This is a genomic window from Fundicoccus sp. Sow4_D5 (assembly GCF_052116365.1).
In the GTDB taxonomy this organism is placed as follows: Bacteria; Bacillota; Bacilli; order Lactobacillales; family Aerococcaceae; genus Fundicoccus.
The window spans coordinates 158,094-175,151 of sequence record NZ_JBQKLF010000001.1; the positions used below are offsets into that span (position 1 = coordinate 158,094).

The following is a 17,058-nucleotide window of genomic DNA, read 5'->3' on the forward strand; positions in this document are numbered from 1 at the left end:
AGTTAAATAACAGTCCTTGTTAATAGAATTCAGCATGTTGTAGCTTTATATTGTGTGTGTAATGTTTGTATGTGTGTATTAAAAAAAATTATTGCTTTTCTAACTTTTCTTCAGTGGATTCCAATAATAGATCATCAGCAATTACTTTATCAGCTGGAAGGTTTTTATGATTTAATCGGAAGTAAATTTCACTTAATTCATAAAGCTCTTCACTTAAAGCATCAGTTATCGCATTATCTGTCATTCTCCATTTCCAGTTAATCCCTATGGTAGATGGAGTGTTCATACGTGCATCATTATCTAAATTCAATAAGTCTTGCATTGTATATACCGCTAAGTAACTTGGTGAAGCTGCGATACCTCGATTCAATGCGTGAGAAATTGTTTCGTCTTCCTTGCGATGTAAGTAACGATTCGCTTGCTCTTGAATCTCAGGAGACGCAGAATCTTTAAACCAACCTAAGGCAGTTTCATTATCATGAGTCCCTACATAAGTAACTGAGTTTTCAACATAACGGTGTGGTAGGTCGATACTATCTACCGTACTAAATCCAAATTGTAAAATACGCATACCAGGGTAACCTGTGCCTTCGCGCATGTCGATAACTTCTTGCGTCATAAATCCTAGATCTTCTGCAATAATTTTAACGTTACCTAAGCGCTCTTTAATAGTATCAAACAAAGCGATACCTGGCCCTTTAGCCCACTTACCTGATGCGGATGTTTTGGCATCGGCTGGGACTTCCCAATAAGATTCAAAGCCACGGAAGTGGTCGATTCTAACAACATCGTATAGTTTAAAGCTCTCTTCCATACGAGTTACCCACCAATCGAAATTATGACGCTTCATGTATTCCCAATCATAAATTGGATTACCCCAGAATTGTCCGTCTTCTGAAAAGTTATCTGGAGGAGTTCCTGCAATAACTGTTGGACGTTTTTTCGAATCAACTTTGAAAAATTGTGGTGTGGACCACATTTCAACACTATCACCAGCAACATAAATTGGCATATCGCCAATGATTTGAATGTTGTTCTTGTTAGCATAAGTTTTTAATTCATTCCATTGTTTAAAGAATAAAAATTGAGTGATCCGGTGGTAATTCATTTCGTCTGCCAACATTAGTCGATATTTCTCTAATGTTGATTCATCACGGTAGCGAATATCTTCATCCCATTGTTCCCAAGAAACTAAATTGAAGTGTTCTTTAATTGCCATATACTCAGCGAATGGTTCTAGCCAAGCTTCATTCTTTTCTACGAAGAATTTGAATTCAAATATTGCTTCGCTTTTCAAAAAGTTTTTAACAGCTTTTTCTAGAATAGGGCGGCGATTATTAAAAATAAGTCCATAGTCGATATTCTCTGAATCTGAGCCAAAATCTACCTGTTCAAAGTCAGCCTCTTCTAAAAAGCCATCTTTAACAAGTAAATCAAAATCTATAAAATGCGTATTTCCAGCAAAAGCTGAAAAAGATTGATATGGAGAATCGCCATAACTAGTTGTTGTTAAAGGTAAAATTTGCCAGTAAGTTTGACCTGATTTTACAAGAAAATCAACAAAATCATATGCAGATTGTCCGAAAGACCCGATACCAAATTTATTTGGTAATGAGGAAATATGCAATAGCACACCACTCGATCTTTCCATAGGGAATCCCCTCCTTAAAGTTTTATCAAATTCATTATAATGAATCTTTCCATCAAACGCAAACGTTTTCGTTAAATTAGTGTAAAACTAATGATATTCTTAAAAATACCTTTTTAGATAACATTACCATTGCAAGACTTAAACCGTTTTCGTATAATGGAATGGCTAGTGCCAACGTTTGCGTAATAAAATATAATGATGTGAAAAACGATTGATTATTCAGGAGGTTGAAGTCTTGGCTGTAACAATAAAAGACGTTGCATTTAGAGCAGGAGTTGCTCCGTCGACAGTTTCGCGAGTGATTCAAAATAATCCCTCGATTAGTGACGCAACAAAAGAAAAAGTAAGATTAGCAATGAAAGAGTTAAAGTATTATCCAAATTTAAATGCTAGAAGTTTAGTGAGTAGAAAATCATTTGTCGTTGGGCTGGTTCTACCAGATGCAACCGATGCGTTCTACCAGAATCCATTTTTCCCAACTGTATTAAGAGGGATTAATGATGAAGCATCAAAATCTGGTTATGCCTTACTCTTAGCAACAGGACAAACAAGTCTACATCGTCAAAGTAATGTAGAAAAAATGGTTCATGGTCGACAAGTAGATGGATTAATCTTCTTATATTCATCTGACGAGGATCCTACCTTTAATTTAGTACAAGAAATGGATTTTCCTTATGTAGTGATTGGAACACCATCATCAAAGTACGTTAACTTTGTAGATAACGATAATCAAGCAAGTTCATATGAAGGAACGAAACACTTAATTGAAAATGGCGCTAAGAACATTGCCTTTATAGGGGGAGATGTGAATCGAAGATTTATTCGCGATCGATTGGAAGGATTCAAACAGGCTTTAAAAGAAGCCAAACTACCTATTAAAGAAGAGTGGATTTTTAATGACGTTAAATTTATTGCTGAAGATGGCTTTAGATTTGTGGAAGCAATAAGTGAATTTTCAGAAGTTGATGCGGTTGTGATTGCTGACCAATTGGTTACAAAAGGCTTTAAAGCTGGCTGGCGAATGAAAGAGAAGAAGAGAATACCAGCATTGACCTTCAAGGCCTATGACTCTAGCGATGTGTTAATGACTCATGAGGATGCTTTTATTGATATACAAGCACAGCAACTAGGACAAGTAGCTTTTCAGATGATGATGGATGTGTTGAATGATGAACATACAAAACCAAGACGATTCGCCCACGAATTTATTCCTCACGTGCTCGTTAATCGCTAAGAAGACAGTAAGAAAAAACTAAGCGGTTGGCCACAAAAATGAGTGGGTCAACCGCTTAGTTTTTTTATTTGTATTTTTCTTCTAAAGTAGCCATCCATTTGCCAAGTAATGTACCCATAATGAGCATTACAGCACATAACAAGTATTCAATGACTGTAAAACCTACGTAATTAACAGGGATAATCATTAGTGTCGAAGCAAGAACAATCCCTACTATAAAATGGAAGAAGTAACTATAATAGCGTTCGAAAATTAATTCGATTGCTTTCGATAGTAGTAACACGGTTACTAAGCCACCAATACCTATTGGAATGATGACAGAAAAGTCGAGTGTTTTAAAACCGTCTGCCATTGCTGTATAAAGTCCCATATAAACGATAAAGTTTGAAGGGCTTAATCCAGGTACTAGAATACCCAGTGCAATTAAAGCGCCCGAAATAAACCATGCGATAAAACTAGGTTCGATAGCACCAGAAAAAGATTGCTTCCCTAGGTATAATAAAACTAAACCAAGCAGAAAAGACACGCCTAAAATAAGATAGTCTTTTTGAGAACGACCTTGCTTACCAGCTTCTTTCCATAAAGATGGAGCAGTTCCGACAATACACCCAACAAAGAACCAAAGAATGATTGTTTCGAAATTACCCAAAAGGAAACTGACGCCGAAAGATAGAATAACAATACCAGTTAAAGCACCTAAACCTACAGGTATAAAAAATAAGACATCATCTTTAAAGTTTTTAGTAATATTTGCTAAAAAGCGAATGATTCTTTCGTAAATTCCAAAAATGGCTGCTAATGCACCACCACTTACGCCAGGCAATATAAAACCTGAACCTATAAACATCCCTTTTACAAATCTTAGAATCCAATTCTGTGACGTTGATTCTTTCATAATTTCCTCCATTGCATCTAAATAATTTATGTTAGTTCTTTGTTATTCTAGCTCAAATTGAGTCATTCAGCAATCAAACTTAACTATTATAAAGTGTTTGTCTTATAAAGAACTGTATGTTTTGGAGCGTTACTAGTAGTCTATTTGCCTTTATAACTGTATCGTTTGATGCTTATTACTCGAAAAAACTCAAGTTTTCCGTATACTTAAGATAATGATACTATTAGTCAATTGTGGAAAGAACCTTAATGGAGGGAAATTAATATGAAATTCAAAAATTTAATAACAGCTGCCTTGGCATTAGGACTGATTGCATCAGCTCGTCCGACGCATCAATTACTAGCCCAAGAGGAAAGCGAATCAGAAGTTTCAACTGAAGTAAGTGAAACGTCCGAAAGCGAAATGGAAAGTACTGAAGAAGAAACTAGCGAGGCGTCATCTGAACAATCTAGCGAAGAAACCAAAAAAGAATTAACTGAAGAGGAAGTCGCGAAGTTGGCTGTTTACTTAGAACCAGGGAATGACTTCGACAGTAGTAAGAACTTAACGCATGATGAAATTAACGAAAAATATGAGTTGCTTATCGAAGAAGGACAAACAAATAACGAATTAACTGTTGAAGACGTTATTAAACTATTTGGAGAGCCAGGATACGAAAGTTCCTATGGAGACAGTGAGTTTCTACACTACTTAGCAATTGATGACGAGTCAGCTATCCAAGTGAAAATTCAATTTTATGAAGGAGAAGGTTTATATCAAGTAATCAAAGAAATTAGAGATAGTGAAGTGTTTGATGTATTAGATATGACGCCTGAAGAAGCATTGGACTACCATGAAAATAATGGAGTAACATATGATGAACTTGTGGAAAAATTAGGTGACCCATCACAAGTTGGTTATTACTTCAATTCAGGAAATCGCGAAGCAATATGGGTAACACGTGCAGAGGACGCAGGTGAAGTACAGTATGTAGCAGTTGATTATAGCGAACCGGCTGAAGAAATCTTAAGTTTCTACTCAGACAGTAGTTATGATGCCTTAAATCCTTCAGATGATACCCAAGATGAAGCAGAGTCTGAAGACGAGAATGCATCAGATGGGCTGGAATCATCACAAGAATCAGAGGAAAGTTCTGAAGAATAAAAAAATTAGAGGTGTTGCAAATTAAACTTGTAACACCTTTTTTTATCATGTTGCTGTGTATGTTTGATGTGAAAATAAGGACTAATTTATAGAAGGAGACTCTTTGTTATGAAGAAAATTTACGAAAGGCGCATTATAAAAATAGTCGCTGCTCTATTTTTGATAAGTAATGTCATTGCGGCTGGTAATGTTTTTGCAAATGCAACGCAGGATGTTAGTGAGTTGGCTACATCTGAGATATTGAACAGTTTGAGTATGGAAGAAGCATTTCCAGTTTATGAAGAAGCGATTAAAACGTTAGAATTTCATCAATTAGGTAGTGCTGAATGGACTGGAGCTAGTCTTGAAGAGGTACGAGACAGTGTTAAAGCAGAAGTAGAACCATATGAGGCAACCATCGATGGAGCCCTTGAATTTAAAATGCTACTCTATCCATATGGTACAGGCGCCTTAGATTCAGCAGAAATTGGCTTTCTCTTTGCAGAGGATCATTTAGTATTCGCTGCATTAGGTAATTTGATGGTTTCTTTAGATGGGGAAAACTTGCTTGCTGAAGAGGTTGCTGACGCACTTAGTCACGAGGGAGTAACACTAGCCGAAATATCGGAAGAAAATCCGAAAGTAAAGGCCTTCGGACATGTCTCAGTGGATGGTTTAGGGCGAGATATGCTTGCGATTGATGTGGGTGAAGAAGCAACAAATGGAGCCACTTACTTTTTATTTGTAGAAGAGGGGAAAGTTAAAAAAGCAGAGGCAATGAATTTATTCTCTGCTATGCAAGGGACTCAAACAATAATGTTTGATAAATTAGCCCTTCATTATGCCAATGGGCAAATAGGACTCGCTTCGAATAATGTGACAAGTCATGGACTGGAATCATTAAACGTCGAGTCAGAATTGGACGTTGATCCAATGAAAACATTAATGACCAAAACAACTCTCACGAATCCTAAGTATGTAGAAGCTTGGCATGGTTACCAGCAAGTACTAGCTGAGTTATCCTTTAGGGACTTAGCATCGGAAGAGTTAATCGGGTCAAAAATCGAGGATGTCGAAAAGGCGTTTGATGTTGGTGTCGAACCAAGACGTGTTGATTTTTCGGATTCACCTATTTCTTTATTAGTTTACACATACGAAGCAACTGAAATAAACCCTGCAACTGGTCAACCGGATATTGGAGAAATGGCCTTATACTTTGTTGATGAATTACTGGCTTATGCTAGTGTAGCAAGTCGTAGTTTTGTCATTGAAGCGGATAGGGTATTCAATAATGAAGAGGTAACTGCTATTGTCACAGAGCAACTTTCAATTGAAGATTTGGCGCATTTAAATCCACAAATTGTCGCAATGGGTTACATGTTCCAAAATGAAGAGCCACGCTCAGTTGTTGCTTTACAAAGTGGAGATACTGATGGAAATAGACAAGTGTCATTTATCTTCATCCGTAACGAAGTTGTTCGTGGTGAGGAAACCTATGCGCTAGAAGACGTGGTACAAGATATTCAAACTAATATGTTTTTTAGTTTAGGTGATTTTTTCGTAAACGAAGCCAATCAAGTAGAGGAATAGTCGGTTCGAATGAAAAAGTGAATGAATCGGCTATAAAAGCGACATAAAAAGAGTTATGTCGCTTTTTATGTTTCTGTATTCGCTTTAATTTGCTATAATTGCATAACAGAATGAATGATGGAGGAGATAAGATGGAAAAACATACACTGTATTATAGTGATAAATGTCCTGAGACAAAAGCTTTTGTAGAAGAGCTTAATCGTCAAGGCTACGAATATGATTCGATAAATATTACAGATTCTATGAAAAATTTAAAACAATTTTTGAAACTACGCGACAGCAGACCTCAATTTGAAGAAAGAAAATTATGGAACATGGTCGGCGTCCCGGTCTTACATTTGAAGAACAATAATTTTATATTTGAATTAAATGACTTGAAAGGTGTTTCATGTACCTTGACTGAAACACAGTAAGTAATAAATCAATCAGAAAGTAGGAAGAACATGGAAGAGACTCAAATTCAGTCATTAATGAAAGACGCGCGAGATGTTTTAAAACATTCTTATAGTCCTTATTCTCATTTTCCAGTAGGTGCCGCTCTATTAACAGAGGATGATCAAGTTTTTACTGGTGTTAATATAGAAAATGTTTCTTTTGGTGTGACCAATTGTGCAGAACGTAGTGCTATTTTTACAGCTGTATCAATGGGATATAGACCTGGCTTTATTAAAGCGATAGCAGTTGCAGGCGATACAGAAACGTTCCTTTCACCTTGTAGCGTTTGTCGTCAAGTAATGGTTGAATTTTGTAAGCCAGAAACTCCCGTTTATCTGACGCGTAATGATGGAGAAATTTTAACAACAACTGTGACGGAGTTAGTTCCTTACGCTTTTGAGAAATTGGATATGTAACTTTAATAGAAATAAGGTTTGCTTAGTTAGCTCCTATCACTGAAATTTGATATATTAAACTTAAACAACAAAGAGGAGAGATAAAATGGCACAAACATTTTTACACGCTTGTTATCGCGTACATGATTTAGAAGCATCAATGAAATTCTATACTGAGGTATTTGATTTTAAAGTGACTCGTGAAAGAAAATTCCCAGAGCACGGTTTTGACTTAGTTTACTTAGTAGTTCCTGGCAGTGATTTCGAGTTAGAACTAACTTATAACTATGACGCTGATCCATACACTATTGGAAACGGCTTTAGTCATTTGGCATTAGGGGTAGATGATTTAGAAAGCATCCATGCCAAATGTTTAGAATCAGGTTATGAAACAACAGAAATGAAAGGACTCCCTGGTAGCAAACCCTCTTATTTCTTTGTGTCAGATCCAGACGGTTACCGTCTTGAAGTGATGAGAAACAACTAGAAATCCATTGGATAGTTTAGAAAACGTGGGTTTGAGCTAGGTTAGTCAGATGACTTACGGTGGAGCGTTCCATTCTTGTGTTTATTCATTTCAAACATAAGAATGGATTTAACGTTGATAAACACTTGTTAAATACGAAAAGCTATGTTAAGATACTTTCTATGCGATGAGTCGAATAACAATCAGATTAGATTGTGAAGGCAAGGTATCAGAGTTTTTAACTCAGCCAGGATGGTGATACAAGTATTCGTTGCTGTGAACAATGCATACTAATTATGTTATAATAATTTTGCCGCTCGAAGAGTGGTTACCACTCAACAATCCTTAAACCAAATTGGTTTAAGGGTTTTTTTTATTTTGGTAGCCAAAAACGTATAAAATCTGTTATTATATAATTAAGGTTTTATTAAAATGAAATTATAATTCGCTAAACATTTTGATAATGACTAGCTAATGAAACTTTATGTTGATAAGTGATTTTTTTGTCAAAGGACGATTTTATTAAAAAAAAGACCAGAAAGTAATGTTAATGATTTTTTATTATTTCACTGAGTATTCATTTGTTTTCATGGAAAAAGATAGTAAAAAAAGGCAATTCCTCATGAAAATAAAACGCTTACATGATATAATGATTTTAATAAAGAAAGGAGCAGTTACTTATGAAACAACTTGTTGTTACTTTGCCAAATTTTGAAGAAAATATCTATTTTTTTAATCAAGGTAATCATGTTGAAGCTTATCGTTTCTTAGGTAGCAAATCTCATATACATGATGGAGTAGAAGGCTATCAATTTAGTGTATGGGCACCGAATGCTTATAAAGTTTATTTACTTGGAGATTTTAACCAATGGACTAATCAGAATATGAATTTATTTGATGGGGGTGTTTGGACTCTATTTATTCCGAATGCTCAAAAGGGTCAATGTTATAAATACGGCATTGATCATGGTAATGGTCATATTGAGTATAAAATTGATCCATTTAGTAATCGTTTCGAATTAGCACCAAAAGATGCGAGCATCGTATGGGATGTTTATGATTTTGAGTGGCAAGATGCTGCTTGGTTACGTAGGCGAGCGCGTCGTGATAAATTTAGTACACCACTTCAAATTTATGAGATGCATGGTACTTCATGGAAGCAACATGAAGATGGGAGTTACTATAGCTTTGCCGAATTAGCCGATGAATTGATTCCGTATGTGAAAAAGATGGGCTACACTCACATAGAATTTTTACCTTTAATGGATCATCCATTAGAAGCGTCGTGGGGTTATCAAATTACAGGTTATTTTTCAGTTGGTGGTCGCTTTGGCACGAATGAAGAATTTAAAGAGTTTGTAAACCGAGCGCATCAAGAAAATATTGGCGTCATTATGGATTGGGTGCCCGGGCATTATTGTCGTAATGCTAACGCATTAGCTTACTATGATGGGACACCTACTTACGAGTATCAAGATATAAACAAAGCGAACAATGTTGGTTGGGGTACACTCAATTTTGATTTAGGAAAAACACAAGTTCAAAGTTTCTTAATATCAAGTGCTTATTTCTGGCTTGAGGAATTCCATTTAGATGGCCTGAGAGTCGATGCAGTATCTAACATGTTGTATTTAGATTTTGACCAAGGACCATGGACGCCAAATGAAGATGGAACGAATGAAAATAAAGAAGGCGTTAAATTCCTTCAAAAGATGAACCAAACAATTCATGAGGCGCTACCAGATGTACTAATGATTGCTGAGGAAAGTACAAGTCGAGAGAAAATCACGCATCCTGTCAGTGAAGGCGGCTTAGGCTTTGATTATAAATGGAATATGGGTTGGATGAATGACACATTGAAGTTTTTCGAGATGGATCCAATCTATCGACCAGAAAATTTAACTTTAATTACATTTGTTTTCATGTACCAATACAAAGAACGCTATGTCTTGCCATATTCACATGATGAAGTAGTCCATGGAAAAAGCTCAATGCTAGGTAAAGTTCCAGGCGATCGTTTTAATCAATTTGCAAACCTAAGAGTGATTCACGGTTATATGCTTGCTCAACCAGGTAAAATTTTACATTTTATGGGTAATGAGATTGGTCAATATTTAGAATGGCGATTTTATTCTGGTTTGGAATGGAATGATTTACAAAGACCCTTTAATCGTGAGTATCAACATTACATGCAAACGATTAATAAGTTAGGTCTGAAAGAAAAAGCATTTTTTGAACAAGATCACGAGCCAAGTGGTTTAACGGTACTTGATGCTGACAACTATGATGAAGGAGTGTTAACTTTTATTCGTCATGGCAAACATCCACGTGACTTTATTATTGTTATCTGTAACTTTGTGCCCGTGCAACGTGACTCTGTCAGAATTGGTGTCCCCTATCGTGGACAGTATGAAGTGCTTTTAAATTCTGATGCAAAAGAATTTGGTGGTAAGTGGACAAACGAAAAAGAAGTATTCAAAACAGAAGAGATTGAGTTTAATAATCAACCTCATTCTATAGAAGTAACAATACCTGCTTTATCAGTAATGTATATTCGACCGAAAAGAGTTTATGGCGTCAAAAAGTAAGGGAAGGGGATAGAATATGAATAGAGTTTAAAAAACTTTACTCCGTCTAGCCAACGTATAAAATATTCTGATAAATCTTTATGAAACAAGAAATAATTTCTATGATTCTAGCTGGAGGACAAGGGACTCGCCTTGGCGTTTTAACTAAGCAAACTGCAAAACCAGCTGTACCATTTGGTGGTAAATACCGAATTATTGACTTTGCGTTAAGCAACTGTGCGAATTCTGGTATTCGAAATGTTGGAGTGGTTACTCAATATCAACCACTAGAACTAAATGAACATATTGGAAACGGGAGTGCATGGGGCTTAAACGGTCGTGAAAGTGGCGCGACGATTTTACAACCTTACTCCAGTTCTGATGGAGAAAAGTGGTTCAAAGGAACAGCGAATGCTATTTATCAAAACATTGATTATATCGATTCTTTAGATCCAGAATATGTCTTAGTTTTATCAGGGGACCATATTTATAAAATGGATTATAGTGAGATGTTAGAGTCTCATAAAACTAATAATGCGAGTTTAACAGTCGGCGTGATTCCCGTCCCAATGAAAGAAGCATCGCGTTTCGGAATTATGAATACTGACCATTCCGACCGTATTATTGAGTTTGAAGAAAAGCCAGAAGAACCTAAAAGTAATTTAGCATCTATGGGGATTTACATCTTCAATTGGTCAACTTTACGTCGTTATTTAATTGATGACCAAGCTAAAGCTAGAGAGATGGAAGACTTTGGTAAAAATGTTATTCCTACTTATTTAGAAAATGGTGAAAATTGTTTTGCTTTTGCTTTTGAAGGGTATTGGAAAGATGTTGGGACAATTGAAAGTTTATGGGAAGCAAACATGGAGTTCTTAGACCCAAATCATCCATTGAATATCAGCGAAAAAGATTGGCGTATCTATACCTCTAATCGTTTAACACCACCTCAATATATTACTGAAGGAGCCCAAGTTAAAAACTCCTTAGTAGATGATGGATGTTATGTAGCCGGAGAAATTACTCATTCACTCTTGTCGCAAGATGTAAAAGTAGGACCTCATTCAATCGTCAAAGATTCAGTGATTATGTCTAGCGTCACAATTGGGAAAGATTGCCAAATTGAATACGCGATTATCGGAGAAAAAGCAGTAATCCCGGATGGCGCAAGTGTAATCGGAACCAAAGACAATATTGCAGTAATAGGTTATGCAGAAATAGTAGGAGGGCCAAAACATGATGGCGAAGAATAAATTAGCAGCAATTATAAACTTGACAGAAGATAATGAAGCCTTTAAACCTTTAACTAATACTCGTCCAATTGCAGCTTTACCTTTTGCAGGGCGTTATCGAATCATTGATTTTTTACTTTCTAGTATTTCGCATGCCGGCATAACTTCCGCAGCATTATTTATCGGAGAATCAGGACGAGCAATTTATGATCATATTCGTTCAGGGGAAGCATGGGATTTTGATTCTCATACTCAAGGCGGAATCTTTACTTTCTCACAACAAAACTGGAAATTAAATCATCATGAAGATAATGAACATGAAGATTTTTACTTTAATCACCGCATCTATATGAATCGTTCACGTGCGAAATATGTCTTTGTATCGGGCAGTAAAATTATTGCTAATATTGATATTAAAGCCATTCAAAAACAACATGTTGAAAGTGGAAAAGATTTGACGGTTGTTTATAAAGTCTTGAAACGAGAATCAATTGGCAAATCGCATCCATTTGAACGTTCACTTGTTTTTGATGATCAACGTGAAATTGTTGGTTTAAAAGAAAACGAACAATTGACCGATGAGTTAAATGTTAATCAAAGTTTGAATATGTACTTACTAAGTGTTGATAAGATGAATGAGATTATTGATCAAGCTATTGATGATGGCTTATATACGAGTTTAGACCAAGTCATCCAACATTACTTATTAGCCAATAGTGTTAACGCATATGAGTATACAGGTTATATAGCGAATATCAACACAATCGATAATTATTATCAGGCGAATATGGATATGTTAAAGCGTCAGAATTTCTCGGCTTTATTCCATAGTAGTTTGCCTATATTAACGAAGAGTAAGAATGGAAGCCCGACTTATTACTGTGAGAATTCTGAGGTTTCATCAGCCATTATCGCAACAGGTTCAGCAATTTACGGAACTGTTAAAGATTCAGTTATTCATCGAGGCGTAACCGTTGAAAAAGAGGCTGTCGTGAAAAACAGTGTGATTATACAAGGGACCAAAATTGGTGCGGGTGCACACATCGAGTATGCGATTATTGATAAAGGCTGTGTCATTGAGCCAGGAGCGAAAGTAATCGGAACGCGAGATAATTTAGCTGTTATTGGTAAAAATACCATTATTGAGGCAGCGGAGGCGCAATTATGAAAGTCTTATTCGCATCAGGAGAAGCAGCTCCCTTTTTCAAAACGGGAGGCTTAGGAGATGTTGCCTACGCATTACCAAAGGAAATGGTGAAGCAAGGGATCGATGTGAGAGTTGTATTACCGAATTATTCTCAAATGCCCGAGAAGTTTAAAAAGCAATTAACCGAGATTAGTCATTTTAGATTTCAGTTAGGACCCAAAAATGTTTATTGTGGAATTCAAACACTAACATTAGAAGGTGTCATTTATTATTTTATAGATAATTTAAGTTACTTTGATAGGGCATCTTTATATGGTGAATGGGATGATGGTGAACGATTTGGTTACTTTTCGACAGCGATTATTGAAATGCTTGAAGTGATTGATTGGATACCAGACATTATTCATAGTAATGATTGGCATACAGCGATGGTTCCAGTTCTACTAGTTGATCGTTATCATTGGAAAGAAAGATTAAGTCATATAAGAAAAGTGTTAACGATTCATAATTTACGTTTTCAAGGCGTGTTTGAGCCGAGAATTTTATCAGATGTTTTTGGTACGGGCTATAACACTTACACAGAAGATGGGTTAAAATATTATGACCGAGTAAACTTTCTAAAAGGTGCGATTAATTTTTCGGACCGAATAACAACAGTTAGTCCGACATATGCTGACGAAATAACGACTCCGGAATTTGGCGAACAACTTGATAGTGTATTGCGCTATAATAGTTGGAAATTATCTGGGATTATTAATGGGATTGACTATGATTTGAACAATCCGAGTGATGACCCAATGATACCATGCCATTTTGATGAGAAGGATTTAAAAGGGAAGGCCTTGAACAAAGCAGAATTACAAGCTCAAGCAGGTTTACCAGTTCGCGACGATGTTCCCTTAATTGGTATAGTCAGTCGTTTAACAGATCAAAAAGGCTTCCACTTAATCGAGGAAATTTTGGACGGCTTATTACAACAAGAACTTCAAATTGTCTTATTGGGAACAGGTGATCCACACTTCGAACAGTCATTTAATTACTTTGCTTCGAAATATCCAGATAAGATGAGCAGTCTCATCACTTTTGATATTAAACTAGCGCAATTAATTTATGCAGGAAGTGATTTATTTTTAATGCCAAGTGCATTTGAACCGTGTGGTTTATCCCAAATGATGTCAATGCGTTATGGAACATTACCGATTGTCCATGAAACAGGAGGCTTGAAAGATACTGTAGAACCATTCAATGTATACACAGGCACAGGTACTGGCTTTAGTTTTAATGGATTTAGTGCACATAATTTGTGGCATACGATTGAACTTGCATTAGATGTTTATAACAATAATCCCTTAGCTTGGGAACGATTAGTTGAACAAGCTATGTCGCGTGATTTTAGTTGGGAAAAACCAGCTAAAAGTTATATCGATTTATATACTACCCTTATTAAAGAGTAATCTTTTGACTGTGAGCTTAGGCTTGCAGTCTATTTTTTGGACTTCTAGTATTAAAAATGCTTTAAATATTTATATCATTACACAAGAGAATGCACGCTTTTTATAATTATCGGTTATAATGAGAAGGCAAGTTCTATATATCAGTCGAGAGAATGATGCGGAGCTTGACTGACTATGTCACAATATTGATAACTTAATTTAGAAAGTGAGGCATAGCGATGAGTGATCATTACTATAATCCACATGAAGCGTCTTGGTGGAAAAAATTATGGCAAGGTTTTAAAAATTTATGGGTTTATTATCGCGGCTGGAAGATGCTGATTTTTATTGGCATGTCGCTAGGCCTATTGTTATCGACGTATTTAGTCCTTATAGCTAAGACAACAGACGTAGATACATTACAAGAAGGTTTAATGAACCAAACAACAGTTTACGATGTCTATGATGAAAAAGCTGGCACCCTCTGGGCACAAAAAGGGACTTACGTTACATTGGATCAAATTTCACCGCAAATGCGTGAAACTTTAGTGAGTACTGAAGATAAACGATTTTATGAACATAATGGCTTTGACACCATCGGTATAGGTAGAGCTTTGGTTAGTTTAGTTTTTAACCGCGATTTATCAGGGGGTGGAGGAAGTACCATTACCCAACAATTAACTAAGAATGCTTTTTTAACTTTAGATCAGACCTTTGAACGTAAGTTAAAAGAATTGTTTTTGGCTTTAGAAGTAGAAAAGCACTATACAAAAGATGAAATTTTAGAGATGTATTTAAATAATTCTTATTTTGGTAATGGCGTTTGGGGGGTCGAAGATGCTTCAATGAAATATTTTGGACATTCAGCTGCCTCACTTGATTGGAATGAGAGTATGGTCTTGACTGCGACATTGAATGGTCCATCGATATTTAATCCGATTGATGATTACGACCTATCCATTGATCGTCGAAATGCGATTGCAGAATATTTAGGAAGTGAGGGTATCATTAATCCAGATGATGCAGCTTACATCCAGAATAGCCCGATTTACTTATATGATGCATATCTTTCAAGTGAACAGGGACAAGAATATCCTTCCTATTTTGATGCGGTAATTAATGAAGCTGTTTCTCTAACCAGTATTCCAGAGTCCGATTTATTGTCGAAGGGGTATCAAATTTATACGAATTTAGAACCTTCTGCACAACAAATATTGAATGCTTCTTATGATACAAGTGCTTGGGTATTTGGTGATGACGGTACCGGCACACCTTTAGTCCAAAGCGCAAGTGCCGTTGTCGATCCGCATAACGGAGGTGTGATGGCTGTCTATGGTGGACGTGGCGATTATGTTTACCGTGGCTTCAACCGTGCGACGGATATGTATCGTGCACCTGGGTCTACAATTAAGCCACTCGCTGTTTATGTGGCTGCTTTAGAGTCGGGCTATAATATACATTCAATGGTTGAAGATGTTGTGAAAGGATATGGTAGAGATAATTATGCACCTGTGAACTATGATTTATATACGGATCCTGACGGTGAAGTGCCTTTGTATTATGCGTTAGCTCAAAGTAAGAATACATCCGCTGTTTATTTAATGAACGAACTAGGGATTAATCGCTCTGTTCAAAAATTAAAGCAGTTTGGCATTAACATTCCTCAAGATGATCAAACATTAGGTTTAGCTTTAGGTGGTTTAAAAACTGGTGTGACGCCACTGCAATTAGCCAATGCTTACGCAACATTTGCTAATGATGGCGTGCGTATTGAGAGTTATTTTATTCGTCGAATTGAAGATTCAACGGGAAAAGTTGTTTATAACAATGAAAAACCAGCACGACATATGGTCATGACGAAAAACATTGCATCCGATATGACAAGTATGATGCTGGATACTTATAGTGGCTATGGTACTGGTTATGGAGCAGGCCCTGATTGGGGACAAATAGCGGGTAAAACAGGTAGTACCGAAGTGTCTGAAGAAAATATGAACACACGTGATAAATGGATGGTTGGCTATACACCAGACTTCAGTATTGTTACTTGGGTTGGACTTGATGAAGAAGGAGACGTTCCATTAGATGATTTGATGCCTTCTGGTATGGGCTCTTTATTCAATATCCAAACGACGAACTTAATGTCAATATCTAATCAAACACCCTTTGACGTTACCTACGCATCACAAATGTCTGAATCAACCAACCATTTACCAACAGCAAGTTGGTCAGACGATTGGCAAGAGGCATTTTCTGAAAATTGGTTAAAAGTTCAAGAGAAAACTGGGGAGCTATGGCAAGCGACCAAAGAAGTTGCAAAAGACTTTATGCATGATGCGTCACTATGGCTAGAGACGGTAGAACTTCCATTTTAGTTACCAAATGTAGAGCTTTTTAATGAACTATTTTGATATGAAAATGTTTTTAGAAAAAAAGAAATATAGCGTCGTGTTTTATTGAAAAGTGACCTGTATATTTGATATGATAGAGATTGAGAAGAAAGGGTGTATGACAAATGACAACAAATAATATTTATGATACAGCAAATCAATTAGAAAAAGATATTCGTGAATTACCAGTATTTAAGCAATTACAAGAGGCTTATGCTGAAATACAAGCTGATGAGGCTTCAAGTGAGTTATTCAATCAATTTAGAGAAACATCACAAGACCTTCAAATGAAACAAGTTCAAAATCAAGAAATCAGTGAAGAAGAAGTGTCATCACTTCAAGAATTATTCATGAAGGTTTCAAATAATCAAACCATTTCAAAATTAATGGATAGCGAACAACAACTTAGTCAAGTAATTGAAGACATCAACAAAGTGATTGTTAAACCATTAAATGAATTGTACCAATCTGGAAATTAAGGATAGGACACTGTAGTCTTTT

14 protein-coding genes are annotated in these 17,058 nt (G+C 36.2%); 12 read left to right on the plus strand and 2 right to left on the minus strand.

Annotated elements, in window-relative coordinates; all coding sequences use genetic code 11:
• Positions 1-88 precede the first annotated feature (88 nt).
• Positions 89-1,651 carry a 4-alpha-glucanotransferase gene (gene malQ, locus ACTQ45_RS00690; RefSeq protein ID WP_441750060.1) on the minus strand — a complete coding sequence of 521 codons (1,563 nt, stop codon included), beginning with the start codon at positions 1,649-1,651 and terminating at the stop codon, positions 89-91.
• A gap of 235 nt (positions 1,652-1,886) precedes the next feature.
• Here malQ and ACTQ45_RS00695 point away from each other — a divergent pair, with 235 nt between their 5' ends.
• Positions 1,887-2,885 (plus strand): LacI family DNA-binding transcriptional regulator, encoded by a 999-nt coding sequence (locus tag ACTQ45_RS00695; protein WP_441750061.1) that lies wholly within the window; start codon positions 1,887-1,889, stop codon positions 2,883-2,885.
• A 64-nt stretch (positions 2,886-2,949) separates the two neighbouring features.
• Here the strand turns inward: ACTQ45_RS00695 and ACTQ45_RS00700 are convergent, their stop codons facing one another.
• Positions 2,950-3,780: a DUF368 domain-containing protein gene (locus ACTQ45_RS00700; RefSeq protein ID WP_441750062.1), complete on the minus strand. Its 831-nt coding sequence runs from the start codon at positions 3,778-3,780 to the stop codon at positions 2,950-2,952.
• 264 nt (positions 3,781-4,044) lie between these two features.
• Between ACTQ45_RS00700 and ACTQ45_RS00705 the strand changes: the two genes are divergently transcribed.
• The 11 genes from ACTQ45_RS00705 (at position 4,045) to ACTQ45_RS00755 (ending at position 17,036) form a co-directional block, all read left to right on the plus strand.
• Entirely contained in the window at positions 4,045-4,923 is an 879-nt protein-coding gene (locus ACTQ45_RS00705; RefSeq protein ID WP_441750063.1) for a hypothetical protein, read from the plus strand.
• A gap of 108 nt (positions 4,924-5,031) precedes the next feature.
• Entirely contained in the window at positions 5,032-6,492 is a 1,461-nt protein-coding gene (locus ACTQ45_RS00710; RefSeq protein ID WP_441762663.1) for a hypothetical protein, read from the plus strand.
• 131 nt (positions 6,493-6,623) lie between these two features.
• A complete protein-coding gene (locus ACTQ45_RS00715; RefSeq protein ID WP_441750066.1) occupies positions 6,624-6,905 on the plus strand; it encodes a glutaredoxin in 282 nt (93 codons plus the stop codon).
• Between the two features lie 30 nt (positions 6,906-6,935).
• Positions 6,936-7,343: a cytidine deaminase gene (gene cdd, locus ACTQ45_RS00720; protein ID WP_441750067.1), complete on the plus strand. Its 408-nt coding sequence runs from the start codon at positions 6,936-6,938 to the stop codon at positions 7,341-7,343.
• An 85-nt stretch (positions 7,344-7,428) separates the two neighbouring features.
• Positions 7,429-7,809 carry a lactoylglutathione lyase gene (gene gloA, locus ACTQ45_RS00725; RefSeq protein WP_441750068.1) on the plus strand — a complete coding sequence of 127 codons (381 nt, stop codon included), beginning with the start codon at positions 7,429-7,431 and terminating at the stop codon, positions 7,807-7,809.
• A gap of 659 nt (positions 7,810-8,468) precedes the next feature.
• Positions 8,469-10,376, plus strand: a complete 1,908-nt coding sequence (glgB, locus tag ACTQ45_RS00730; RefSeq protein WP_441762664.1) for a 1,4-alpha-glucan branching protein GlgB — start codon at positions 8,469-8,471, stop codon at positions 10,374-10,376.
• Positions 10,377-10,456: 80 nt separating this feature from the next.
• Complete coding sequence (locus ACTQ45_RS00735; RefSeq protein ID WP_441750071.1) at positions 10,457-11,608, plus strand: glucose-1-phosphate adenylyltransferase; 1,152 nt, start codon at positions 10,457-10,459, stop codon at positions 11,606-11,608.
• Positions 11,592-12,755 (plus strand): glucose-1-phosphate adenylyltransferase subunit GlgD, encoded by a 1,164-nt coding sequence (gene glgD, locus ACTQ45_RS00740; RefSeq protein ID WP_441762665.1) that lies wholly within the window; start codon positions 11,592-11,594, stop codon positions 12,753-12,755. The genes ACTQ45_RS00735 and glgD overlap by 17 nt, the downstream gene beginning before the upstream one ends.
• Complete coding sequence (glgA, locus tag ACTQ45_RS00745) at positions 12,752-14,188, plus strand: glycogen synthase GlgA (protein WP_441762666.1); 1,437 nt, start codon at positions 12,752-12,754, stop codon at positions 14,186-14,188. The genes glgD and glgA overlap by 4 nt, the downstream gene beginning before the upstream one ends.
• A 218-nt stretch (positions 14,189-14,406) precedes the next feature.
• Positions 14,407-16,542 carry a transglycosylase domain-containing protein gene (locus ACTQ45_RS00750; RefSeq protein ID WP_441750075.1) on the plus strand — a complete coding sequence of 712 codons (2,136 nt, stop codon included), beginning with the start codon at positions 14,407-14,409 and terminating at the stop codon, positions 16,540-16,542.
• Positions 16,543-16,682: 140 nt separating this feature from the next.
• Positions 16,683-17,036, plus strand: coding sequence for a YlbF family regulator (locus ACTQ45_RS00755; protein ID WP_441750077.1), 354 nt, complete (start codon positions 16,683-16,685; stop codon positions 17,034-17,036).
• Positions 17,037-17,058 lie beyond the last annotated feature (22 nt).